Genomic DNA, 21382 nt, shown 5'->3' on the forward strand with positions numbered 1-21382 from the left:
CGCGCTGCGCCGCCGCGGCCGCGAGCCGAGCCCCCGGGCGGCGGTGCTCCAGGTGGTCGGCGGCGTGCTGGTGCTGCTCGCGATCTCCTTCGCGCTCTGGTGGTGGAACTCCGCCCCCCGCGACGAGCGGCCGGCGCGGCCGGTCGGTCCGACGATCACGCATTCCCCGGCGCCCGCCCCGACCCCGACGGCCCCGACCCCGAACGCCCCGGGGAAGCAGGCCCCGCCGACCGACATCCCCGAGGTCTAGCGTTCCGGAGCGGCGCCGGCCCTAGGCGGACCGCACGCGCAGCTCGGCGTACGACGGGACGAGGACGCGGCGGGCCGGGCGGCGGGAGGCGACCCGGTACGGGCGGCCGGAGGCCAGCAGCGTCTCCAGCATCCGGGCCACCTGGACGCGCGCGACGGCGGCGCCGAGGCACAGGTGCCGCCCGCCGCCGAACCACAGCTGCCGCGTCTCGGGCACGTACGCGCGGCGGACGTCGAACGGCCCGGCGGCGCCCGTCGCCCGGTAGGTCAGCAGCAGGACCCGGTCGCCCGCGCGGAGCCGCCGCCCGCCGAGCGCGGCGTCCCGGGAGACGTGCCGCCCGATCACCGGCGCGGGGGCCGCGACGCGCAGGCCCTCGCGCACCGCGTTGTCCATGAGGGACGGGTCGTCGAGCAGCGCCCGCTGCCCTCCGGTGTCGTGCAGCAGGGCCGCGGTGCGGACGGTCCCGGACGCCCCGGTCTCCGTCCCGGCGATCACCAGCAGGGTCGCCAGGCCGCGGGCGAGCGGCAGGCCGAGGCCCATCTCGCGGCAGCGGCCGAGGAGGGTGTCCGGCCCCGCCGTCCGGTAGGCGTGCGGGACGCCCGTGGTGATCTCGTCCACGACGGCGCGGGCCCGCGCGACGACCGCCGGGTCCAGGCCGGTGGACGCGGTCGTGCCGAGCGCCAGCCGGGCGAGCCGCTCCCCGGAGGCGAAGAGCGCGCGGTAGGCGGCGTCGGCCCGGTCCGCGGGCAGGCCCAGCAGGTCGGCGACCATGCGTCCGGCCAGGACGCGGGCCGCGTCGGCGACGTCGACGGCGGCTCCGGCGGCGAGGCGGGCGGCGAGCGCGGCGTGGGTCCGGCCCTGGGAACGCTCCACCAGGGTCCGCGCGGCGTCCTCGGTGAACAGGTCCCGGGCGCGGGTGCGGACCTCGGTGTGCGTCGCCCCGCCGAAGAACCGCCCCATCTCGTCCCCGAAGAGCTGCGTCCAGAGGTGGCCGACGCCGCCCTCGCCGTTCATGCCGAAGCGGGCGTGGTCGTTGAGGACCTGCCGCGCGAGGACGGGGTCGGTCACCACCCACCCGAGCCTCGGCACGCGGGTGATGGGGCCGGTGTGGCGCGCCGCCTCCAGGAGGGCGTACAGGCCGGGGTTCGCCGTCCACAGCAGCCGTGCCTCGTACCGCGCCGCCCGGTCGGTCCTCATGCTGGTCACCCGCCGATTCTGGCGGGCGGGGAACCCGGAGGGAAACGCGGTATCCCTCAAACCGGGCTAAGTGGCAGTACTCACGACGTACCGGGTACAACGCCCGGTCCGGGATGCGTAGGGTTCCTCTGACCGGGAGCGCCCGCGGTCGGCGAGGCTGGCCGGACACCGAGCACGAGGAACCGGGGGACCCGATCCCATGAGAGCCCGCATCACCGCCGCCGCCGCGCACCTGCCGGACCGGACGGTCAGCAGCGCCGAGGTCGAGGCCCGCGTCGCGGCCGAGAGCGACGGGTACCGGCCGCACCCCACGATCGTGGAGCGGATGACCGGCATCCGCGCCCGGCACGTCATGCGCGACGACGAGCAGGCGTCCGACCTCGCCGTCGCCGCGGCCCGCCGCGCCCTCGCCGACCGCGCGGTCGAGCCGGAGCGACTGGACCTGCTGGTCTTCGGGTCGGCGTCGCAGGACCTCGTGGAGCCCGCGACCGCGCACATCGTCGCCGCCAAGCTCGGCGCGACCTGCCCCGTCTTCGACGTCAAGAACGCCTGCAACAGCTTCCTCAACGGCCTCCAGATGGCCGACGCGCTGATCCGCACCGGGCAGCACGAGCGCGTCCTGGTCTGCACGGGCGAGAGCCCGTCCCGCGCGATCCGCTGGAACGTGCGCGACCGCGCGCAGTTCGTGGACGCGTTCGCCGGCTACACCCTCTCCGACGGCGGCGCCGCGATGCTCGTCGAGGCCGCCCCGGACGGCGGGATCTTCTACCGCGACTTCGCCGCCGTCTCCGCCGCGTGGGAGGTCGGGACGCTCCCGGGCGGCGGCTCGATGCACCCGCGCGACCCCGAGTTCGGCTACTTCAGCGGGGACGGGCGGCGGCTGAAGGACGCCTTCCTGGCGACCGGTCCGGAGATCTTCACCACCGCGCTCACCAAGACCGGGCTGACCTGGGACGACTTCGCGGTCGTCGGCGTCCACCAGGTCACGCTGCCGTACCTGGAGACGCTGCGCGCGATCCTCGGAATCCCGCCCGACCGGCTCGTCGTCACGCTGCCCGACCACGGCAACGTCGCGTCCGCGAGCCTCCCCCTGCAGATCGCCACCGCGCTCGCCGAGGGGCGCTGCGGGCCCGGCGACAGGATCGCGCTGATCGGGCTCGCCGGCGGCGTCAGCCTCGGCGTCGTGTTCGCGGAGCTGTGACGATGAACCAGCCCGGACCCGCGGAGCCGATGAATCTGTGGATCGTCATCCCCGCCTACAACGAGGAGAGCTCGATCGGCGCGACGCTGCGCCGCCTCGCCGCGCAGACCGACACCGGTTTCACGCTCGTCGTGGTCGACAACGGCAGCACGGACGCGACCGCCACCGCCGTCAAGGAGTTCGCCGCCGGCACGGAGGCGTTCGACGTCCGGATCGTCCACGAGCCGGAGAAGGGGACGGGCGCCGCGGCCGACACCGGCGTCCGCCACGCGATCGGCGCGGGCGCCACTCACGTCGCCCGCACCGACGCCGACTGCCTGCCCCACCGCGGCTGGGTCGCGGCGGTGAAGAGGGCGTTCGCCGAGGGCCTGGAGATGGTGTCCGGACCGCTGCTGCCGCGCACCGACGAGTTCCCGCTGAAGTTCTGGGAGCGCCGCCTGCTGCCCGCCGTCATCGACCTCGCCGCTCTGTTCGGGCGGTTCCGTCCCGGCAACCAGGACCCGCTGTACCTCGGGCCGTACGTGATGATGCCGGGCTGCAACCTCGCGATCACCGCCGACCTGTACGCGCGGGCGGGCGGCTTCCCCCGCACCCGCATCGAGGACGTCCACGAGGACCGCGCGCTGGTCAACCGCGTCCGCTACGTGACCGACGCCTACGGGCTGCGCAGGGACGTCGTCGTCTACGGGTCCGTCCGCCGGCTCCGCGCCTTCGGGCTCGTCAGAACGCTCGGCTGGTACGCCGACCACCGCTACCGCCCCGCCGTCGTGGACATCCGGCTGAGCGCGGGGGACGGCCGGTGAACTGGGAGACGCGGCTCTACCTGGCCGCCCATCCGGTCGCCTACCCCCTGCTGCGCGGCGTCGCGCGGCGCGGGCCGGTCGTGCGCGTGCCCGGAGTCGGGGTGGTCGTGAACGACTCCGCCCTGGCCCGCGAGGTCCTCATGGACGGCGAGACGTTCCGCAAGGACGGCCCCGGCTCGCCCGGCGAGCTGTGGACGCCCGTCCTCGGGCCGTCCGTCCTGCTCAACATGGAGGGCGACGCCCATCGCGCCCTCCGCCGCCGCCTGACCGACCTGTTCACCCCCTCCTACACCGAGGCGCTGTGCGCCCGCGTGCTGGCCGAGCCGCTGGCCGCGCTGTCGGACCGCCTGCGCCGCGGCGCGGCCGTCGACCTCGTGGACGCGGCGCGCGTCATGGCCGGAACCGTGATCGGCGAGGTGATCGGGCTCGAAGGCGGCACCGAGGCCGCCTACCGGGACCTGTTCGACGAGGGAGAGAAGATCGTGTCGATGGTGTCGCTGCGCACGCGGCGGCTCTCCCCGTCCCAGGCCCGCCGCGCCCGCGCGGTGCTCGACCCGCTCGGCGACATCGCGGCGAAGTCCTACCTGGCGGGGGACGAGTCCACCGTCATGGGGCGGATGCGGGCCCTCGGCCTGTCGCGGGACGAGGCGCGCGGCGCCGCCGGCGCGTTCTTCCTGACCGGCACCGAGACCGTCGCCACGCTGCTGCCGCGTCTGATCGCCCTGCTCGCCGACCACGGGCAGCTCGACCGCGTCGCCGGCGACCCCGCTCTCTTGGACCGGGCCGTGGAGGAGGCGATGCGGGTCGCGACGCCGACGCCCGTCATGCTGCGCAGCGTGCACCGCCCGGCCGCGGTCGGGGGCGCGGCGGTCCGCCCCGGCGACCGGGTGCTGATCGCCACGCACAACTGCTGCCGCGCCCACGGCCCGTTCGACCTGGACCGGCCGCACCCGCCCGAGCTGCGCCGCCTGTGGTTCGGCGCCGGGCCGCACTTCTGCATCGGGTATCCGCTGGCGATGGCGCAGATCCGGCTGGTCGCCCGGACGCTGCTCGCCGCCGCGCCGCTCACGGTCACGCGCCGCGCCGCCGCCCGGAACGTGCTGATCCCGACATACCGCCACCTGGCCGTCCGGTCCGGGCGCTCCCCGGAAGGGAGGGCGGCATGACGCTCGTCCGGCGGCTTCTCGACCAGGCGGCGCGGACCCCGTCCGCCGTCGCCCTGATATCCGGGGACGGCGCGGAGCTCACCTACGGCGACCTGCGGCGGCAGGTGCTCGCCGTCCGGCACGGGCTGCTGTCCGGCGGGCTCGCCCCGGGCGACGGCGTGCTGTTCTCTGTGCGCCCCTCGCCGGAGTCGCTCGTCCTCGCGCTGGGCGTGGTCGCGGCCGGGGGAGTCGTGGTGTTCGCCGACCCGGGGGCCGGGCCGGAGATGTTCACCGCGCGGCTGCGGCTGGCCCGTCCCCGCTGGTCGGCGGCCGAGTCGGTGCTGTACGCGGGCAGCAGGCTCCGGCCCGTCCGGGCGTACGCGCGGCGGCGCGGGCTGCTCCTGCCGAACCTGGCCGACCTGCAGATCCCGGGTGAGGGCCCGATGCGGCACCTCCACGTGGGCCGCCGCCTGCCGGGCGTGCCCCGGGGGGCGCTGTCCTTCGCGCGCCTGGCCGGGGGCGAGGCCCCCGAGCCCGACCGCGAGGCCGACCCGGACGCGCCCGCCGCCGTCATCTTCACGTCGGGGACGACGGCGGACCCCCGCGCGGTCGTCCACACGCAGGCGTCGCTGGCGGCGGCGCTCGACCTTTTCCGGTCCCGGCTGCCCCTCGGGCCGGGGGACGTCGTCCACACCGACCAGCTCATGCTCGGCCTGCCGACGCTCATCGCGGGCGCCCGCTGGTCGATGCCGCCGCTCTTCTGCGCCCCGGCCGACTTCGCGCGGCTGATGCGCGAGCGGCGGGCCACGCACACGTTCTGCGTCCCGGTCCACCTGGCCGAGATCCTGGACGCGTGCCGCGAGCTGCCGCCGTCCGTCCGGTACGTGCTGCTCGGCGCGGCGCCCGCGCCCCCGGCCGTGCTCCGGCAGGCGGTCGAGGCGGCCCCCGCCGCGGAGGTCCTGTCGGTGTACGCGATGACGGAGATCCTGCCCGTGGCGATCGCGTCGGCGCGGGAGAAGCTCGCGCACGACGGGCCCGGCGACCTGCTCGGCGCGCCGCTGCCCGGGGTCGGGGCCCGGCTCGGCGCCGACGGGGAGTTGCTGCTGTCCGGCCCCAACCTGTGCCGCGGCTACCTCGGCGCGGACCCCGTCGCGGAGCTGCCGACCGGCGACCTCGCGCGGCTGGACGGCGGCCGCCTCGTCCTGACCGGCCGCAAGAAGGACATGCTGATCCGCGGGAAGTTCAACCTCTACCCCGGCCTGTACGAACCGTCGATCGCCGCGCTGCCCGGCGTGGCCGAGGCCGCCATCGTGGGCGTGCCGGACCCGCGGACCGGGGACGAGGAGGTCGTCCTCGCGGTGGTCGGCCCCCGCGACCTGCCCGACCGGCTGCGCCGGACCCTCCCGGACGTCATCGACCACGACGCCCTCCCGGACCGCATCGTCGTCCTGGATGAGCTGCCCCGGTCGGGGCGCACCCGCAAGCTCGACCGGGACCGGCTCCGTGAACTGGTGGCGCCGTGAGGATCGCGGTGACCGGGGCGTCCGGGTTCGTCGGCGGCGCGGTGTGCCGGGCGCTCGCGTCCGCGGGGACCGCCGTGCTCGCGTTCGGCCGCCGCCCGGCGGTGAACGCCGCCCACGTGGGCGGCGCGCCCTACCGGGCCTGGGACCTGACGCGGGGCCCGCTTCCGGACGCGCCCGCAGTGGACGCGGTCGTCCACTGCGCGGGCAGCGTCACCGACTGGGGGCCCGCCGCCGCCCTCTTCGCCGCCAACCTGACCGGCACGCGCAACGCCCTGGCGAGCTTCCCGGGTGCGCGGTTCGTGCACGTCAGCACGGCCAGCGTGTACGACCCGTTCGTGCCGAGTTCCATGGCGCGCGAGCACGAGGCCCCGGTGCGCCGCTACATGAACGCCTACGGCGCCTCCAAGGCCGCCGCCGAACGGGCCGCCGCGGGCGCCGGCGCGATCATCCTGCGCCCCCACGCGGTCTACGGGCCCGGCGACACGACGCTCCTGCCGCGCGTCCTGTCGGCCGTGCGGGGCCCGGTCCTGCCCGCCGTCGGGACGGGCCGCCAGCGCGTCAGCCTGACCTCGGTCGGGAACCTCGTCCAGGCCTGCGTGCTGGCCGCGACGGGACCCGCGGCCTCCGGCGTCTTCAACGTCGCGGACGCGGAGCCGGTCGCGATCGACGACGCCTTCCGCGCGATCCTGCGGGAGCGCGGCGTGCGGGCGCGCCCGGTGTACGTCCCGGCCCGCGCCGCGCGACCGCTGGCCGCCGTTGCCGAGGGGGCGTTCCTGCTGGCCCGCCGCCCGGAACCGCCGCGCCTCACCCGCTACGCGATCAGCCATCTCGCCCTGGAGCGCACCTTCGACACCACCGCCGCCCGCGAGGCCCTCGGCTACGACCCGGCCCCGACGTCCTTCGCCGGGGCCGCCGGCTGGTGAGCGTCAACCCCAGGTTGACGATCGAGGATCGTCAACCTATGGTTGACGCATGACCGAATCCCAGCGGCCTCCCGTCCAGGTCCGCCTCGACGACCTGATCAACGGCATCAAGAAGGTCCACACCGACGCCCTCGAACAGCTGACCAGCGCGGTCCTCGCCGCCGAGCACCTCGGCGAGGTCGCCGACCACCTCATCGGCCACTTCGTCGACCAGGCCCGCCGCTCCGGCGCGTCCTGGACGGAGATCGGCAAGAGCATGGGCGTCAGCAAGCAGGCGGCGCAGAAGCGCTTCGTCCCGAAGGGGGAGCAGCCCGACCTCGACCCCTCGCAGGGCTTCTCCCGCTACACCGAGCGCGCCCGCAAGGTCGTCGTGGCCTCGATGAGCGAGGCCCGCGCCGCCGGCAACGCCGAGATCACCCCGGCCCACCTCGTCCTCGCCCTGCTCACCGAGCCCGAGGCGCTCGCCGCCAAGGCGATCCTCGCCCAGGACGTCCTGCTGGACACCCTCCGGCAGGCCGCCACGGCGGCGCTCCCGCCGGAGGCGGAGGGCGAGCTCCCCGAGCTCATCCCCTTCGGCCAGGACGCCAAGAAGGCCCTGGAACTGACGTTTCGCGAGGCTCTGCGCCTCGGCCACAACTACGTCGGCACCGAGCACATCCTGCTCGCCCTGCTGGAGTTCGAGGACGGCACGGGCGCCCTCTCCGACGCGGGCGTCGACAAGGCGGCCGCCGAGGCGAACATCACCGCCGCCCTGGAGGCCATCGCCGCCAAGAGGGACACGCCGTGAAGCGATGAGTTCCGGCTCCGCGCACGGTCCACCCCACCATGGAGAAGCTCATCAAGGCCAACGGGGCGGAACTGTGCGCGGAGACGTTCGGTGACCCGTCCGACAGCCCGATCCTGCTGATCGGCAACACGATGCTCACGTGGCCGGACGACCTGTGCGAGCGCCTCGCCGCCTCGCGCAGGTTCGCCGTCCGCTACGACCTGCGCGACACGGGCCGGTCCGAGACCGCCGACCCCGAGGCGCCCCGCTACACCCTGCGCGACCTCGTCGCCGACGCCGCCGGCGTCCTCGACGCCTTCGGCCTTCCGTCCGCGCACGTCGCCGGGTTCGGCGCCGGCGGCTGGATCGCCCAGCTCCTCGCCCTCGACCACCCGTCCCGCGTCGCCACCCTGACCCTCGTCGCCACCCGGCCCACCGCCCCGGGGCCGGCCGACCCCGACCTGCCCGACCACGCCCCGGAGCTGATGGCCCGCTTCATGCAGCGCCCGCAGGTCGACTGGACGGACCGGGAGTCGGTGGTCGCCTTCCAGGTCGAGAACGCCCGCCACATGGCGGGCACGTCCTTCGACGAGGCCGAGGCCCGCGCGAACATCGAGCGGATCTTCGACCGCACGGTGACCGGGGCCGACCCCGGCAAGGCGCACCGGGCCAACCAGATGGGGACCGTCTTCGCGGCCCTGGACACCGGCGACCGCTGGCGCGAGCGCCTTCCCGAGATCAGCGCCCCGACCCTCGTCGTCCACGGGGAGGACGACCCCTTCTTCCCGCTGGGCAACGGCCGGGCGCTGGCCGCCGAGATCCCGTCCGCCGAGCTCCTCGTCCTGCCGGGCACGGGCAACGAGCTTCCGCGCCGCACCTGGGACGCGGTCGTCCCGGCGCTCCTGCGGCACACCTCCGCCTGACGGGCGCCGGGGCCGGCGCGGCTCAGACGAGGAGGGCGAGGAAGAAGTCGACGCGGTCCTCCATCCGGGACAGGTCCCGGCCGGTGAGGTCCTGGATGCGCTGGACGCGGTAGCGGACCGAGTTCACATGGAGGTGGAGCTCCTCGGCGCAGCGCGTCCAGGACCCGGAGTTGCGCAGGAACGTCTCCAGCGTCCGGACGAGGTCGGCGCCGTGGACCTCGTCGTAGGAGTGCAGCGGGTCCAGCAGGCGCACCCGGAACATCCGGCGGACGTCGTCCGGCACGCTGGCGAGCAGCAGCACGTGGGTCGCGAGCTCCTCGTGCCGGACCACGCAGACAGGGGAGGGGCGGGTCGCGGCGAGGCGGCGGGCGTGCCGCGCCTCCTCGATCGCGCCGCGCAGCCCGGAGGGCCCGGCGGGGCCGCTCACCCCGACGGCCACGCGGGTGCCCGCGAGGCCGGGGGCGAGGAAGCCGAGGGCGTCCTGGACGGCTGCCGCGACGTCCTCCCCGGCGGACGGGACGAGCGCGACGGCCTCCCCGTCCAGCAGCCCGACCACCGGCCGCGCCCCCGGCACGACCTCGGCGAGGACGTTGCGCAGCTCGCCCGGACGCAGCGGTCCCTGCGCGGACGCGGCGACGGCCACGACCGGTGAGGCGAGCCTCTCCGGCTCGGGCGGGTCGTCCCCGGTGAAGGCGGCGGTGACGATGTCCTGGGACGCGCGGTCGTCGGCGCGCATCCGGGCCCGTTCGAGGCCGACGATGGCCGCGAGTTCTCCGGCCATCGCGTGGCGTTCGGGCGGCCAGGCGGCGACGTCGCCCTCCAGCGCCACGAACCAGTCGGCGACCCGGGGCGTGTCGGCGGGCGACACGGCGAAGACCGACATGTCCTGATCTGGGACGTGGTGCGGCAGCCGCGGCGCGCCGAGGAACGCGGCGGCCAGGGCGGTGGGGTCGGCCGGCTGCGGGCCCGCGACGACGCGCCCGGCCGGGGAGAGGACGTGGCAGTGGCCGACCAGGTCGAGCACGGCGTCGAGCCCGGTCCCCTCGACCAGGCGGCGGTGCCGGTCCAGCAGGGCGGCGAGGTCGGCGGCCCGGGCGCCGGACAGGTGCCGGACGACCTCCTCGGTGACGGTCGCGAACGCCACGTCCTCCGGGACCTTGAACAGCGGCATCCGGTGCCGGCGGCACGCCGCCACGAGGTCGTCCGGGACGGCGCCGAGCGTGAGGTCCCACGCGGCCAGGCCGGACACGCCCGCCCCGGCGAGCGCCGCGACGAACGCCTCCGAGTCGGCCGGGCCCGTCCGCCAGACGAGACCCGTGAGCACGAGCTCGCGCCCGCGCAGGTAGCGGCCGGGGTCGATCAGGTCGGTGGTGACGACCCAGCGGATCGGCCGGTCCAGCTCGTCCTCCCCGGTGACGACCTCCAGCCGCAGGCCGGGCATGGCGAGCAGGGAACGCAGCTTCATACGTAGGAAGCTACAAAAGACCGCCCGCGACCGGCGCTCCGGTTCGGACGTCCTGCCTCTCGACCTGGCCCCGGACGGGCTTGTGTACTGCAAGCGTGGTGGAACCGAGCACCGAGGAGCTGGCGGCCTGCTGCGCGTCCCGCCGGTGGATCGCCGCGGTCGGCGGGCGGGCCTACCCCGACCTCGCCGCGCTGCGCGCCGCGTCGCGGCGGGCGCTGGACGGCCTGGACTGGGCGGACGTCGAGGAGGCGCTCGCGGCGCATCCGCGCATCGGGGACCGGGTGGGCGGCGCCACGCTGGAGGCCCGCTGGTCGCGGGGGGAGCAGGCCGTGGCGAGAACCGCGGAGGCCGATGTTCAGAACGCCCTCGTCGCGGGGAACCGGGCCTACGAGGAGCGTTTCGGCCACGTGTTCCTGATCCGCGCGTCCGGGCGCTCCGCGCTGGAGATGCTCGCCGCGCTGCGGGAACGGCTCGGCAACGACCCCGCCGCCGAGCGCGAGGCCGTCCGCCGGGAACTGGGGGAGATCGTCGACCTGCGGCTGGCCCGGCTGGGGAAGGAGGACGCGTGAGCCTTTCGACGCACGTTCTGGACGCGGCGAAGGGGGTGCCCGCCGCGGGCGTGGCCGTCCGGCTGGACCGCCGCGACGCGGGCGGCGGCTGGACGACGCTCGCCGAGGCCCGCACCGACGCCGACGGCCGCGTCCGGGAGTGGGGCGCCGAGCCCGGCGAGGGGGTGCACCGGCTGACGTTCGCCACCGAGGGGCTGTCGGACTTCTACCCCGAGGTCACGGTCGCGTTCACCATCGCCGACCCGGGCCGGCACTACCACGTCCCGCTCCTGATCAGCCCGTTCGCGTACTCGACGTACCGGGGGAGCTAGTGGCGATAGTTCTCGGGCCCAACCGCTACGGCAAGGCGGAGACGCGCGTCGTGCGCGTGACGCGGGACGGCGGCGTCCACCGGCTCAAGGACCTGAACGTCGGCGTGGCCCTCTCCGGCGCCATGGACGAGGTCCACCTGACCGGCGACAACGCGGCCGTGCTGCCGACCGACACCCAGAAGAACACCGTGTTCGCGTTCGCCAAGAGGCACGGCATCGGCGCGATCGAGGACTTCGGCCTCCTGCTCGCGCGGCATTTCACGGCCTCCCAGCCGGCGGTCGCCCATGCCCGCGTGGAGATCCGCGAGTACGGCTGGCGGCGCGTCACGGGCGGCCACTCGTTCGTCCGGGACGGCGGCGAGGTGCGCACGGCGCTGGTGCACTGCGGCGCCGAGGGGGAGTCGGTCGTCTCGGGCCTCACCGACCTGGTCGTCCTCAACTCCACCGGCAGCGAGTTCCACGGCTTCGCCCGTGACGAGTACACGACGCTCGAACCGACCGACGACCGGATCCTCGCCACGGCGGTGACGGCCCGGTGGCGGCACCGGGGCACGGCCGGGGCCTGGGACGAGTCCTACGCCGCCGCCCGCGACGGCCTGCTGCACGCCTTCGCCGAGACGCACAGCCTGTCGCTCCAGCAGACGCTCTACCAGATGGGGCGCCGGGTCCTGACCGAACGGCCGGAGGTCTGCGAGGTCAGGCTGTCGCTGCCCAACAGGCACCACTTCCTGGTCGATCTCGAACCGTTCGGCTTGGACAACGACAACGAGGTCTATTTCGCGGCGGACCGCCCGTACGGGCTCATCGAGGGGACGGTGCTCACCGACGACGCGCCCGCCGCCCCGGCGGCCTTCGACTGAGGCCGCCATGGAGGAATACTGAGACATGGACTTTCTACGACCGCTGACCTGGGAGGACGCGCTCGCCGCCAGGGCCGCGCGGCCCGGGGCCCTGCCCGTCCAGGGCGGCACCGACGTCATGGTCGAGATCAACTTCGACGTCCGGCGGCCCGAGGCGCTGCTCGACCTGACCCGGATCCGCGCCCTCGCCGAATGGGACACGGCCGACGGCCGGCTCCGCGTCGGCGCCGGCGTCCCCTACGCCCGGCTGATCGGCGAGCTGGGCGGGCGGCTGCCCGGCCTCGCCCAGGCGGCACGCACGGTCGGGTCGCCGCAGATCCGCAACCGCGGCACGGTCGGCGGCAACCTCGGCGCCGCGTCGCCCGCCGGGGACGGCCATCCGCCGCTGCTGGCCGGGGACGCGGTGGTGGAGGCCGAGTCGGCCGAGCGCGGTGTCCGGATGATCCCGATCGCGGAGTTCTTCACCGGGGTGAAGCGCAACGCGCTCGCGCCGGACGAGCTGATCCGCGCGTTCTGGACGGCGCCCGCGTCCGGCCCGCAGTACTTCTCCAAGATCGGCACCCGGAACGCGATGGTGATCGCGGTCTGCTCGTTCGCGGTCGCGCTGCACCCGGGCGAGCGCCGCGTCGGCACCGGCCTCGGTTCGGCCGCCCCGACCCCGCGCCGCGCGACCGAGGCCGAGGCGTTCATCTCCGGCGAGCTGGACTGGGACGGGCGCCGCCCGCTCGCCGAGGCCGCCGCGCGGCGCTTCGGCGAGCTGGTGCGGGACGCGGCGTCGCCGATCGACGACGTTCGCGGGACGGGCGGGTACCGCAGGCACGCCCTGGCGGTGCTGGCGCGCCGCACGCTCACCTGGGCCTGGGACGACCACCGCAGGGCGACCGTGGGAAAGGCGGCCTCGTGATGCGCGTGAACCTGACCGTCAACGGGGCCGAGGAGGCCGTGGACGAGGTGTGGGAAGGCGAGAGCCTCCTCTACATGCTCCGCGAGCGGATGGGCCTGCCCGGCTCCAAGAACGCCTGCGAGCAGGGCGAGTGCGGCTCCTGCACCGTCTACCTCGACGGCGTGCCGGTGTGCGCCTGCCTGGTCGCGGCGGGCCAGGCCGAGGGCCGCGAGGTCGTCACCGTGGAGGGACTGGCCGAGGGGCCGCCGGGCGAGGAGCGGCTCGACCCCGTCCAGGAGGCGTTCGTCGAGGCGGGCGCCGTCCAGTGCGGGTTCTGCACGCCCGGCCTGATCGTCCAGACGCACGACCTGATCGAGCGGAACCCGGCGCCGTCCGACGCGGAGATCCGCGAGGCCCTCGCCGGGAACCTGTGCCGCTGCACCGGCTACGAGAAGATCCTCGACGCGGTGCGCCTGGCGGCCGAGCGGAAGGCGGTCGACCGATGAGGCGCCTCGTGATCGAGAACGCCCATGTCGCCACCGTGTCGGGTGACGAGCACCCGGGCGGCCACATCGTGGTCGAGGGCGACCGGATCACGTCCGTCGGGCCCGGTCCGGCCCCGGAGACGGGCACGGACGGGGCCGAACGGATCGACGGCACGGGATGCCTCGCCACTCCCGGCCTGGTCAACTCCCACCACCACCTCTACCAGTGGGCCAGCCAGGGCATGGCCGTCGGCGGCACCCTGTTCGAGTGGCTGACCACCCTCTACAAGCCGTGGTCGAAGATGGACGCCGAGGTCGTCGCCGGCGCCGCCACCGCCGGGCTCGGATGGCTCGCCAAGTCGGGCTGCACGACGTCCACCGACCACCACTACCTGTTCCCCAAGGGGCGCGGCGACCTGTTCGCGGCCGAGATCGAGGCCGCCCGGGAGCTCGGCGTCCGGTTCCATCCGTGCCGGGGGGCGATGGACCGGGGCGAGTCGCAGGGCGGACTGCCCCCGGACGAGGTCGTCGAGGACCTCGACACGATCCTCGCCGAGACCGAGGCCGCGATCGACCGGTACCACGACCCCTCGCCCGGCTCCCTGCTGCGCGTCGCCGTCGCGCCCTGCTCGCCGTTCTCCGTCACGCGGGACCTGCTCGTCGAGTCGGCCCGGCTGGCGCGCGACAAGGGCGTGCGCCTGCACACCCACCTCGCCGAGACGCTCGACGAGGAGGAGCACACGCGCGAGCAGTTCGGCATGACGCCGACCGAGTACATGGACTCGATCGGCTGGCTGGGCCCCGACGTGTGGCTCGCGCACTGCGTCCACCTGCACGACACCGACGTCAAACGGCTCGCCGAGACCCGCACCGGCACCGCGCACTGCCCGAGCTCCAACGCCCGCCTCGGCGCCGGGATCGCCCGCGTGTCGCACCTGCTGGAGGCGGGCGCGGCGGTCGGGCTCGGCGTGGACGGCGCGGCGTCGGCCGAACTCGTCCCGCTGGCCGGGGAGCTGCGGCAGGCGATCTACATGCAGCGCGCCCGGTACGGGCCGACCGCGCTGGACGCCCGGCAGGCCCTGGAGATGGCGACCCTCGGCGGCGCCCGCTGCCTCGGCCGCGAGGACGAGATCGGCGCCCTCGCCCCCGGCAGGCTCGCCGACATCGCGCTCTGGCGCGTCGACGGCTTCCGCGCCGCGGTCGACGACCCGGTCGTCGCGCTGGCGTTCGGCCCGACGCCGCCGCTGGAGCGCCTGCTCGTCGGCGGGCGCACGATCGTGGACGGCGACACGCTGGTCACCGTCCCGCAGGACGAGGCCGGGCGGCGCGGCGCGGACGCCCACCGCCGCCTGATGCGCCTCGCGGAGGAGGTGCTCTGAATGACGTCCCCGACCACGACCCCGGCCCACGCCGCCACCCCGGGGACCGGCGGAGTCGGCGAGAGCCCGCTGCGCCCCGACGGCACCCTCAAGGTCACCGGTGAGTTCGCCTACGCCTCCGACCTGTGGCTGGAGGGCATGCTGTGGGGCGCCACGCTCCGCAGCCCGCACCCCCGGGCGCGGATCCGGTCGCTCGACGTCGGTCCCGCCCTCGCGCTGCCCGGCGTCCGCGCCGTCCTCACCCACGAGGACGTGCCCGGCCGCAAGGTGTTCGGCATCGACCACACCGACGACCAGCCCGTCCTCGCCATCGACCAGGTCCGGCACCAGGGCGAGCCGGTCGCGCTCGTCGCCGCCGACCACCCCGAGACGGCGCGGCGCGCGATGGACCGGATCGCCGTCGACTACGAGGTGCTGGAGCCGGTCACCGACCCGCGCGCGGTGATCGCCGACCCGGAGGGCCTGAAGGTCCAGGACCGCGGCGGCATCACCCGGCACCAGCCGGTCCGGGTCGGCGACGTGGACGCCGCCAGGGCCGCCGCGGCGGTCGTGGTGTCCGGCGAGTACGAGGTCGGCATCCAGGACCAGGCGTTCCTCGGCCCCGAGGCGGGCCTGGCGATCCCGACCGAGGACGGCGGCGTCGACCTGCACGTCTCGACGCAGTGGATCCACAACGACCTCAAGCAGATCGCGCCCTGCCTCGCGCTCCGCGAGGACCAGATCCACATGACCCTCGCCGGCGTCGGCGGCGCGTTCGGCGGCCGCGAGGACCTGTCGATGCAGATCCACGCGGCGATGCTGGCGCTGCGCACCGGCCGGCCCGTGAAGATGTCCTACAACCGGTACGAGTCGTTCTTCGGGCACGTCCACCGGCATCCCGCGCAGATGCGGTACGAGTACGGCGCCACGCGGGACGGACGGCTCCTCTACGCCGACGTCGAGATCGTCCTGGACGGCGGCGCGTACACCTCGTCCACGATGAACGTCGTCGGGAACGCCGCCTCGCTGGGCGTCGGCCCCTACGAGATCCCCAACATCCGCATCGACGGGTACGGCGTCTACACCAACAACCCGCCGTGCGGCGCGATGCGCGGATTCGGCGCCGTCCAGGCGTGCTTCGCCTACGAGTCGATGATGGACAAGCTCGGCGCCGCCTGCGGCCTCGACCCGGTCGAGATCCGCCGCCGCAACGCCGTCGCGCAGGGCTCCCGGCTCGCGACCGGGCAGGTCATCGAGTCGCCCGCGCCGCTCGCGGACATGCTGACCCGGCTGGAGGCCATGCCGATGCCTCCCGCCCCGGACCGCTCCGACCTGCGCGACCTGCCGGGCGGCGTCTCCCAGACGACCCACGGCGAGGGCGTCGTGCGGGGCGTCGGCTACGGCGTCGGGCTCAAGAACATCTGCTTCTCCGAGGGGTTCGACGACCTGTCCACGGCCCGCGTCCGGCTGGAGGTCATCGGCGGGGAGGCCACCGCCCTCGTGCACACCGCCGCCGCCGAGGTCGGGCAGGGCCTCGTCACGGTCAAGGCGCAGATCGCCCGGACCGAGCTCGGCGTCCAGAAGGTCACGATCGCCCCGGCCGACAACCGGGTCGGCGACGCCGGGTCCTCCAGCGCGTCCCGCCAGTCGTACATGACCGGCGGGGCGGTCAAGGCGGCCTGCGAGGCGGTCCGCGCCGAGCTCCTCGCGCTCGCCGGGCGCCGCTTCGGCCGCACCGACCTGACCGTCGCCGGCGGGAAGATCATTTCGCGGGCCGGGGGCGCGCTCGGCACGATCGAGGACGTCCTCGGCGAGACCGCCATCGAGTGCACCCGCGAGTACCACCACCGCCCCACCATGCCCCTGGACCCGGTCACCGGTCAGGGCCGCAGCCACACCCAGCTCGCCCTCTGCGTGCACCGCGCCGTCGTCGACGTGGACGTCGACCTCGGCCTCGTCAAGGTCGTCGAGCTGGCCGCCGTCCAGGACGTCGGCAGGATCCTCAACCGGACGGCGCTGGAGGGGCAGATCCACGGCGGCACCGCGCAGGGCCTCGGCCTGGCGCTGATGGAGGAGATCGTCGTGAGCGGCGGCCTGGTCCGCAACCCGTCCTTCACCGACTACCTGATCCCCACCATCCTCGACATGCCGCCGATGCGGCTGGACATCCTGGAGCACCCCGACCCCGAAGCCCCCTACGGGCTGCGCGGCGCCGGGGAGCCGCCCACGCTGTCGTCCACGCCCGCCGTCGTCGCCGCGATCAGGGACGCGACGGGCCGGGCGCTGACGCGCGTCCCCGTCCGCCCGGAGCACATCGTGGCCGGCCCATGACCCCGGACGACCTCGTCATCCGTTCCCGCCGGACCGTCCTGCCGGAAGGAGAGCGACCCGCGGCCGTCTCGGTCCGCGCCGGGCGCATCACCGCGATCTCGCCCTACGCCGCACCCGCCTCGGTGGACCTGGGCGACGTCGCACTGCTCCCCGGGCTCGTCGACACCCACGTCCACGTCAACGAGCCGGGCCGCACCGAATGGGAGGGCTTCGCCACCGCGACCCGCGCCGCGGCGGCGGGCGGCGTCACCACGCTCATCGACATGCCGCTCAACTCGCTGCCCCCGACCGTCGACCCGCCCGCGCTCGCGGCCAAACGCGCCGCCGCCGAAGGCGCCTGCGCCGTGGACGTCGGCTTCTGGGGCGGCGCGGTCCCCGGCAACACGCCCTCGCTCCGCCCGCTCCACGACCTCGGCGTCTTCGGATTCAAGTGCTTCACCTCCGACTCGGGGGTCCCGGAGTTCCCGCCCCTCGCGCCCGCCGAGATGAGAGCGGCGTTCCGCGAGATCGCCGCCTTCGGCGGCCTGGTCATCGTGCACGCCGAGGACCCGGCCTCGCTGTCCCCGCCGACCGGCGGCGACTACCGCGCCTTCCTCGCCTCCCGCCCGCCCTCCGCCGAACGCCGGGCCGTCGAACAGGTCGTCCGGCTGGCGGAGGAGACCGGGGTGCGCGCCCACATCCTGCACCTGTCGGCGGCCGACTGCCTGGACGTCATCGCCAAGGCCCAGGCCGGCGGCCTGCCGGTGACCGCCGAAACCTGCCCCCACTACCTGACCCTCTGCGACGGCGACGCCGGGACCGCCGCGTTCAAGTGCTGCCCGCCCATCCGCGACGCCGCCAACCGCGACCGGCTCTGGCAGGGACTCGCCTCCGGAGTGATCTCCTGCGTCGTCACCGACCATTCCCCCTGCACGCCCGACCTGAAACGCGGCGACTTCGCCACCGCGTGGGGCGGCGTCTCGTCCCTGCAACTCGGGCTCCCCGCCGTCTGGACGGCGGCCCGCGCCCGCGGGCACGACCTGGCCGCGGTCGCCCGCTGGATGTCCGAGGCCCCCGCCGCCCTCGCGTCCGTCCCCCGCAAGGGCGCCATCGCCGTCGGAAACGACGCCGACCTCGTCGCCTTCGCCCCGGACGAGACCTTCACCGTCGACCCCGCGTCCCTCCACCACCGCCACCCGGTCACCCCCTACGAGGGCAGAACGCTGACGGGGGTCGTCCAGGCCACCTGGCTGCGCGGCGCACCCGTCGGCGACGTCCCCGCCGGCTGCCTGCTCACCCGCGAGGAGGGACGATGACCGACGTCACCGCCCTGCCGGACCTGGCCGTCCGCACCCTCGGCGGGTCGGTCGTCGCCGCCAGCGACGAGTCCTTCGCCGAGAAGGAGAATCTGCTCAACCCGTGGAGACCGGCCTTCCGCCCGGAGACCTTCGGCCCGAAGGGCCAGCTCTACGACGGCTGGGAGACCGCCCGCCGCCGCACCCCCGGCCACGACTGGGCCCTGATCCGCCTGGGCCTCCCGGGCCGGATCCACGGCATCGTCATCGACACGGCCTGGTTCAAGGGCAACTACCCCCCACACGCCTCAGTGGAGGCCTGCTTCGCCGACGGCTACCCCACGCCCGCCGAACTCGACGCCGCCGACTGGCTGGAGATCGTCCCGAAGACCCCTCTCCAGGGCGACACCACCCACACCCTCCCGACGGCTGAGCCGGAACGCGTCTTCACACACGTTCGCCTCAAGATGTTCCCGGACGGCGGAATCGCGCGCCTCCGCGTCCACGGCAGGGTCGTCCCGAACCCTGCGTACCTGACCGGCCTGACGGTGGACCTGGCCGCCCTGGAGAACGGCGCCCACGTCCTCGACTGTTCCGACCGCTTCTACTCGTCCCCGGACAACATGCTGTTCCCCGGCCTGGCCCGCACCCAGGCCGAAGGCTGGGAAACCGCCCGCCGCCGCGACGGAGGCCATGACTGGGCCGAGATAGCCCTGGCCGCCCCCGGCGCCATCGAACTCGCCGAAATCGATACCACGAACCTCAAATTCAATGCCCCCGCCGAAGCCCAGCTGACGGCCACCACCACAAAAGGCGACCACGCCGTCATCCTCCAGCGCACCCGCCTGCAACCCGACACCCGCCACCGCTACCGCCTGAAGACCCCGGAGGTAGCGAAGGTCCGCCTGGACATCTACCCCGACGGCGGCATAGCCCGCCTACGCCTCTGGGGCCCCCTAACCCCCAAAGCCGAACAAGCCCTAATAACCCAATGGAACACTCACACCCGTAAATAACGGACTGTGATGCACGCCACACGAGAAGTCATTGGATAGTCACGGTATCTAACAGTGGCGGTCAAGTAACTTGCCGTGCATGGTCACCGCCAAACACGAAGGGCCAATAAAGATCATCCGGAACAACCCGGAAGTCGTGGCCCAATTACTCCAAACCGCCTTCCAAATCGAACTCTCGAAGGATCTGTCGATCAGGACGGTCTCGGAAGAGTTCACCAATATCGCTCCGACCGCATACCGGGCCGACAGCGTCATCGAGATCTGTGAAGGCGCCTCCGCTCGCCCCAGCATGGCCGTCGTCGTGGAGGTCCAGCAGCGCCAGGACCCGGCGAAGCGCCGGTCGTGGCCCGTGTACCTCACCACCCTCAGGGCCAGGACGCACTGCCCGTGCTACCTGCTCGTCATCTGCCCCGAGCGCCCGGTGGCCGAGTGGGCCCGCGAGACGATCAAAGTCGGTCATCCGGGCTTTGATCTCCGGCCGCTCGTGGTCGGCCCCGGCGTGGGCCCACTCGTCACCACCCCCGAGCAGGCGGTGCAGGCACCCGAGATGACCATCGTGGGCACATTGGCCAACGTCACCACTCCCGATCAGGAGGCAATGGAGATCACTCACGCCGCCCTCGTCGCCATCGAGAACGCGGGCCACGAGAACGCCGACCTATACACTGACCTTGTGCTCAACGCGCTGCCGAAGGCGGCGCGTCGCATCCTGGAGGAACTTGTGAAAGCTGACATCGTCGACTACGAGTTCAAGAGCGACCTGTTCCTGCGCTCCCAGGCCAGGGGCGAGGTCAAGGGCGAGGCGAAGTCGGTTCTGAAGGTCCTTGAGGCGCGGGGGCTTTCGGTGGCCGACGACGTGCGGGAGCGGGTCCTGGCCTGCACTGACCCGGAGCAGTTGGATCAGTGGCTGGTTCGGGCTGTCACGGTGGAGCGTGCTGACCGGTTGTTCGGCTGAGGCGCGCGGGCGCGGATGAGGACGCCCCCGGTGGGTGCCGGGGGCGTTGGGCCGGTCACGGGGCCTCGGTGGGGTCTTCCAGGAGGTCGTCGAACTCGCCGTCCTTGACGCCGGCGATGAAGGCGTCCCACTCGGCCTCGGTGAAGTAGAGGATCGGGCCCTCGGGGTTCTTGGCGTCGCGCATGACGACGGCCCGCTCACCGAAGTCCTTGTGCTGGACGGGGACGTCCTTGCCATCGATGAACTCGATGATGACCCCGTCGCTGAGGATCGGTTCCTGTCCGGTCACTGGCACCCCTTTTTCGTCCTGGCTCCTGTCGGACCCAAGGCTAATGGGGAACGCATGGGCGGCACATGGGAAAACGGTGACTCTCCGTTCGCTCCCGTGTCGCTCAGTCGATGAGGAGGCGCGAGGCGGTGATCTCCAGGCGGGCCTGGATCTCCTCGGCGGTGGCGTTGCCGCGCAGCATCTCGATCATCTCCATGGTCCAGATGCCGGACAGGGCGCGGGCGACGAGGCGGCGGGGGTCCTCGGCGGGGATGTTCTCCGGCGGGCCGGACGCGGCGCGCAGGAGCAGCTCGCTCATGCGGTCGCCGAAGTCGGTCTTGACGTCGGAGAGGAGGAGGGAGCGGATCAGCGCCTCCGCCAGCTCCGGCTCGCGCATCAGGCCGCGGGTGGCGCGCATCAGCACCTCGACGGCGCGGTCCGGGGCGCCTCCGGCGCGGGGCGGGCGGCGCTCGATGCTGCCTTCGAGGAGGTCGAGCTCCTCGCTGACGACGGCGACGACCAGGTCCATCTTGGACGGGAAGTAGCGGTAGAGGGTGCCGAGGGCGACGCCCGCGCGCTCGGACACGGTGCGCATCTGCATCGCCTCGATCCCGCCGCGCGATGCGAGCGCCGCGGCCGCCTGGACGATACGCTTGCGCCGCTGGTGCTGGCTGCGGGAGCGCACGCCCTGGCCGCCCGGCTGACCCCGGGTCTCCTCCCCGGTCACTGTCGGCTCTGCGGTCACGGTCGCCTTCCCTTCTGTGCGGGCCCGGTCGCCCGACGCGTCCCTCCCAGGGTACCGCTCTTGCGAGAACCTGTTATCTGATCAGCTCACCGCGATCTCGTCTCCGGCCGCCCTTACCCGCCCGGTTTCCC

General features: G+C 74.2%; 21 protein-coding genes and 1 pseudogene. 18 read left to right on the top strand and 4 right to left on the bottom strand.

Annotated elements, in window-relative coordinates:
• Positions 1–250, top strand: a pseudogene (locus ABWI04_RS30335) (hypothetical protein); the annotation flags it as partial.
• 21 nt (positions 251–271) lie between these two features.
• On the opposite strand, the gene ABWI04_RS30340 reads toward ABWI04_RS30335, so the two are convergent.
• Positions 272–1447, bottom strand: coding sequence for a cytochrome P450 (locus tag ABWI04_RS30340; protein ID WP_345184099.1), 1176 nt, complete (start codon positions 1445–1447; stop codon positions 272–274).
• Positions 1448–1646: 199 nt separating this feature from the next.
• Here ABWI04_RS30340 and ABWI04_RS30345 point away from each other — a divergent pair, with 199 nt between their 5' ends.
• From ABWI04_RS30345 to ABWI04_RS30375, 7 genes are read left to right on the top strand one after another with little or no spacing between them, the layout of a single operon-like run.
• Positions 1647–2648: a 3-oxoacyl-ACP synthase III family protein gene (locus tag ABWI04_RS30345; protein ID WP_353834581.1), complete on the top strand. Its 1002-nt coding sequence runs from the start codon at positions 1647–1649 to the stop codon at positions 2646–2648.
• A gap of 2 nt (positions 2649–2650) precedes the next feature.
• Positions 2651–3451 (top strand): glycosyltransferase family 2 protein, encoded by an 801-nt coding sequence (locus ABWI04_RS30350; RefSeq protein ID WP_345183972.1) that lies wholly within the window; start codon positions 2651–2653, stop codon positions 3449–3451.
• The gene (locus ABWI04_RS30355) at positions 3448–4617 is read left to right on the top strand and encodes a cytochrome P450 (RefSeq protein ID WP_353834582.1); all 1170 of its coding nucleotides are present in this window, start codon (positions 3448–3450) and stop codon (positions 4615–4617) included. The genes ABWI04_RS30350 and ABWI04_RS30355 overlap by 4 nt, the downstream gene beginning before the upstream one ends.
• Complete coding sequence (locus ABWI04_RS30360) at positions 4614–6119, top strand: class I adenylate-forming enzyme family protein (RefSeq protein WP_353834583.1); 1506 nt, start codon at positions 4614–4616, stop codon at positions 6117–6119. Before ABWI04_RS30355 ends, ABWI04_RS30360 begins: the two co-directional genes overlap by 4 nt.
• Positions 6116–7042, top strand: coding sequence for an NAD-dependent epimerase/dehydratase family protein (locus ABWI04_RS30365; protein WP_353834584.1), 927 nt, complete (start codon positions 6116–6118; stop codon positions 7040–7042). The genes ABWI04_RS30360 and ABWI04_RS30365 overlap by 4 nt, the downstream gene beginning before the upstream one ends.
• A gap of 49 nt (positions 7043–7091) precedes the next feature.
• Positions 7092–7829, top strand: a complete 738-nt coding sequence (locus ABWI04_RS30370) for a Clp protease N-terminal domain-containing protein (RefSeq protein ID WP_345183981.1) — start codon at positions 7092–7094, stop codon at positions 7827–7829.
• A 38-nt stretch (positions 7830–7867) separates the two neighbouring features.
• Positions 7868–8731, top strand: coding sequence for an alpha/beta fold hydrolase (locus tag ABWI04_RS30375; RefSeq protein ID WP_353834585.1), 864 nt, complete (start codon positions 7868–7870; stop codon positions 8729–8731).
• A gap of 22 nt (positions 8732–8753) precedes the next feature.
• Here the strand turns inward: ABWI04_RS30375 and ABWI04_RS30380 are convergent, their stop codons facing one another.
• Positions 8754–10196 carry a PucR family transcriptional regulator gene (locus tag ABWI04_RS30380; RefSeq protein WP_353834586.1) on the bottom strand — a complete coding sequence of 481 codons (1443 nt, stop codon included), beginning with the start codon at positions 10194–10196 and terminating at the stop codon, positions 8754–8756.
• Positions 10197–10291: 95 nt separating this feature from the next.
• On the opposite strand from ABWI04_RS30380, the gene uraD reads away from it, so the two are divergent.
• From uraD to ABWI04_RS30430, 10 genes are all read left to right on the top strand, one after another.
• Positions 10292–10765: a 2-oxo-4-hydroxy-4-carboxy-5-ureidoimidazoline decarboxylase gene (gene uraD, locus ABWI04_RS30385; protein ID WP_353834587.1), complete on the top strand. Its 474-nt coding sequence runs from the start codon at positions 10292–10294 to the stop codon at positions 10763–10765.
• Positions 10762–11076, top strand: a complete 315-nt coding sequence (gene uraH / locus ABWI04_RS30390) for a hydroxyisourate hydrolase (RefSeq protein WP_345183989.1) — start codon at positions 10762–10764, stop codon at positions 11074–11076. Before uraD ends, uraH begins: the two co-directional genes overlap by 4 nt.
• Positions 11076–11936 (top strand): factor-independent urate hydroxylase, encoded by an 861-nt coding sequence (gene pucL / locus ABWI04_RS30395; RefSeq protein WP_353834588.1) that lies wholly within the window; start codon positions 11076–11078, stop codon positions 11934–11936. Before uraH ends, pucL begins: the two co-directional genes overlap by 1 nt.
• Positions 11937–11961: 25 nt before the next feature.
• On the top strand, positions 11962–12840 hold the full coding sequence (locus ABWI04_RS30400; RefSeq protein WP_353834589.1) for an FAD binding domain-containing protein: 879 nt from the start codon (positions 11962–11964) through the stop codon (positions 12838–12840).
• Positions 12840–13325, top strand: a complete 486-nt coding sequence (locus ABWI04_RS30405; protein WP_353834598.1) for a (2Fe-2S)-binding protein — start codon at positions 12840–12842, stop codon at positions 13323–13325. Before ABWI04_RS30400 ends, ABWI04_RS30405 begins: the two co-directional genes overlap by 1 nt.
• Positions 13322–14683 carry an 8-oxoguanine deaminase gene (locus ABWI04_RS30410; protein WP_353834590.1) on the top strand — a complete coding sequence of 454 codons (1362 nt, stop codon included), beginning with the start codon at positions 13322–13324 and terminating at the stop codon, positions 14681–14683. The genes ABWI04_RS30405 and ABWI04_RS30410 overlap by 4 nt, the downstream gene beginning before the upstream one ends.
• Entirely contained in the window at positions 14684–16993 is a 2310-nt protein-coding gene (gene pucD / locus ABWI04_RS30415) for a xanthine dehydrogenase subunit D (RefSeq protein WP_353834591.1), read from the top strand.
• On the top strand, positions 16990–18288 hold the full coding sequence (gene allB, locus ABWI04_RS30420) for an allantoinase AllB (RefSeq protein ID WP_353834592.1): 1299 nt from the start codon (positions 16990–16992) through the stop codon (positions 18286–18288). Before pucD ends, allB begins: the two co-directional genes overlap by 4 nt.
• Positions 18285–19283: an allantoicase gene (gene alc, locus ABWI04_RS30425; RefSeq protein ID WP_353834593.1), complete on the top strand. Its 999-nt coding sequence runs from the start codon at positions 18285–18287 to the stop codon at positions 19281–19283. The genes allB and alc overlap by 4 nt, the downstream gene beginning before the upstream one ends.
• Positions 19284–19362: 79 nt before the next feature.
• A complete protein-coding gene (locus ABWI04_RS30430) occupies positions 19363–20238 on the top strand; it encodes a hypothetical protein (protein ID WP_353834594.1) in 876 nt (291 codons plus the stop codon).
• A gap of 55 nt (positions 20239–20293) precedes the next feature.
• Here the strand turns inward: ABWI04_RS30430 and ABWI04_RS30435 are convergent, their stop codons facing one another.
• Positions 20294–20527 (bottom strand): DUF397 domain-containing protein, encoded by a 234-nt coding sequence (locus ABWI04_RS30435; protein ID WP_089314270.1) that lies wholly within the window; start codon positions 20525–20527, stop codon positions 20294–20296.
• A gap of 103 nt (positions 20528–20630) precedes the next feature.
• A complete protein-coding gene (locus ABWI04_RS30440) occupies positions 20631–21251 on the bottom strand; it encodes a TetR family transcriptional regulator (RefSeq protein ID WP_345184008.1) in 621 nt (206 codons plus the stop codon).
• Positions 21252–21382 lie beyond the last annotated feature (131 nt).

Source organism: Actinomadura sp. NPDC000929, assembly GCF_040492065.1.
GTDB classification, from domain to species: Bacteria; Actinomycetota; Actinomycetes; order Streptosporangiales; family Streptosporangiaceae; genus Spirillospora; species Spirillospora verrucosospora.

What these genes read in the sequence shown, in the direction of transcription:
- ABWI04_RS30340 (WP_345184099.1), bottom strand. Translation starts at nt 1,447, where the DNA reads ATGAGGACCGACCGGGCGGCGCGGTACGAGGCACGGCTGCTGTGGACG.
- ABWI04_RS30345 (WP_353834581.1), top strand. Translation starts at nt 1,647, where the DNA reads ATGAGAGCCCGCATCACCGCCGCCGCCGCGCACCTGCCGGACCGGACG.
- ABWI04_RS30350 (WP_345183972.1), top strand. Translation starts at nt 2,651, where the DNA reads ATGAACCAGCCCGGACCCGCGGAGCCGATGAATCTGTGGATCGTCATC.
- ABWI04_RS30360 (WP_353834583.1), top strand. Translation starts at nt 4,614, where the DNA reads ATGACGCTCGTCCGGCGGCTTCTCGACCAGGCGGCGCGGACCCCGTCC.
- ABWI04_RS30370 (WP_345183981.1), top strand. Translation starts at nt 7,092, where the DNA reads ATGACCGAATCCCAGCGGCCTCCCGTCCAGGTCCGCCTCGACGACCTG.
- ABWI04_RS30375 (WP_353834585.1), top strand. Translation starts at nt 7,868, where the DNA reads ATGGAGAAGCTCATCAAGGCCAACGGGGCGGAACTGTGCGCGGAGACG.
- ABWI04_RS30380 (WP_353834586.1), bottom strand. Translation starts at nt 10,196, where the DNA reads ATGAAGCTGCGTTCCCTGCTCGCCATGCCCGGCCTGCGGCTGGAGGTC.
- ABWI04_RS30400 (WP_353834589.1), top strand. Translation starts at nt 11,962, where the DNA reads ATGGACTTTCTACGACCGCTGACCTGGGAGGACGCGCTCGCCGCCAGG.
- ABWI04_RS30405 (WP_353834598.1), top strand. Translation starts at nt 12,840, where the DNA reads ATGCGCGTGAACCTGACCGTCAACGGGGCCGAGGAGGCCGTGGACGAG.
- ABWI04_RS30410 (WP_353834590.1), top strand. Translation starts at nt 13,322, where the DNA reads ATGAGGCGCCTCGTGATCGAGAACGCCCATGTCGCCACCGTGTCGGGT.
- pucD (WP_353834591.1), top strand. Translation starts at nt 14,684, where the DNA reads ATGACGTCCCCGACCACGACCCCGGCCCACGCCGCCACCCCGGGGACC.
- allB (WP_353834592.1), top strand. Translation starts at nt 16,990, where the DNA reads ATGACCCCGGACGACCTCGTCATCCGTTCCCGCCGGACCGTCCTGCCG.
- alc (WP_353834593.1), top strand. Translation starts at nt 18,285, where the DNA reads ATGACCGACGTCACCGCCCTGCCGGACCTGGCCGTCCGCACCCTCGGC.
- ABWI04_RS30430 (WP_353834594.1), top strand. Translation starts at nt 19,363, where the DNA reads ATGGTCACCGCCAAACACGAAGGGCCAATAAAGATCATCCGGAACAAC.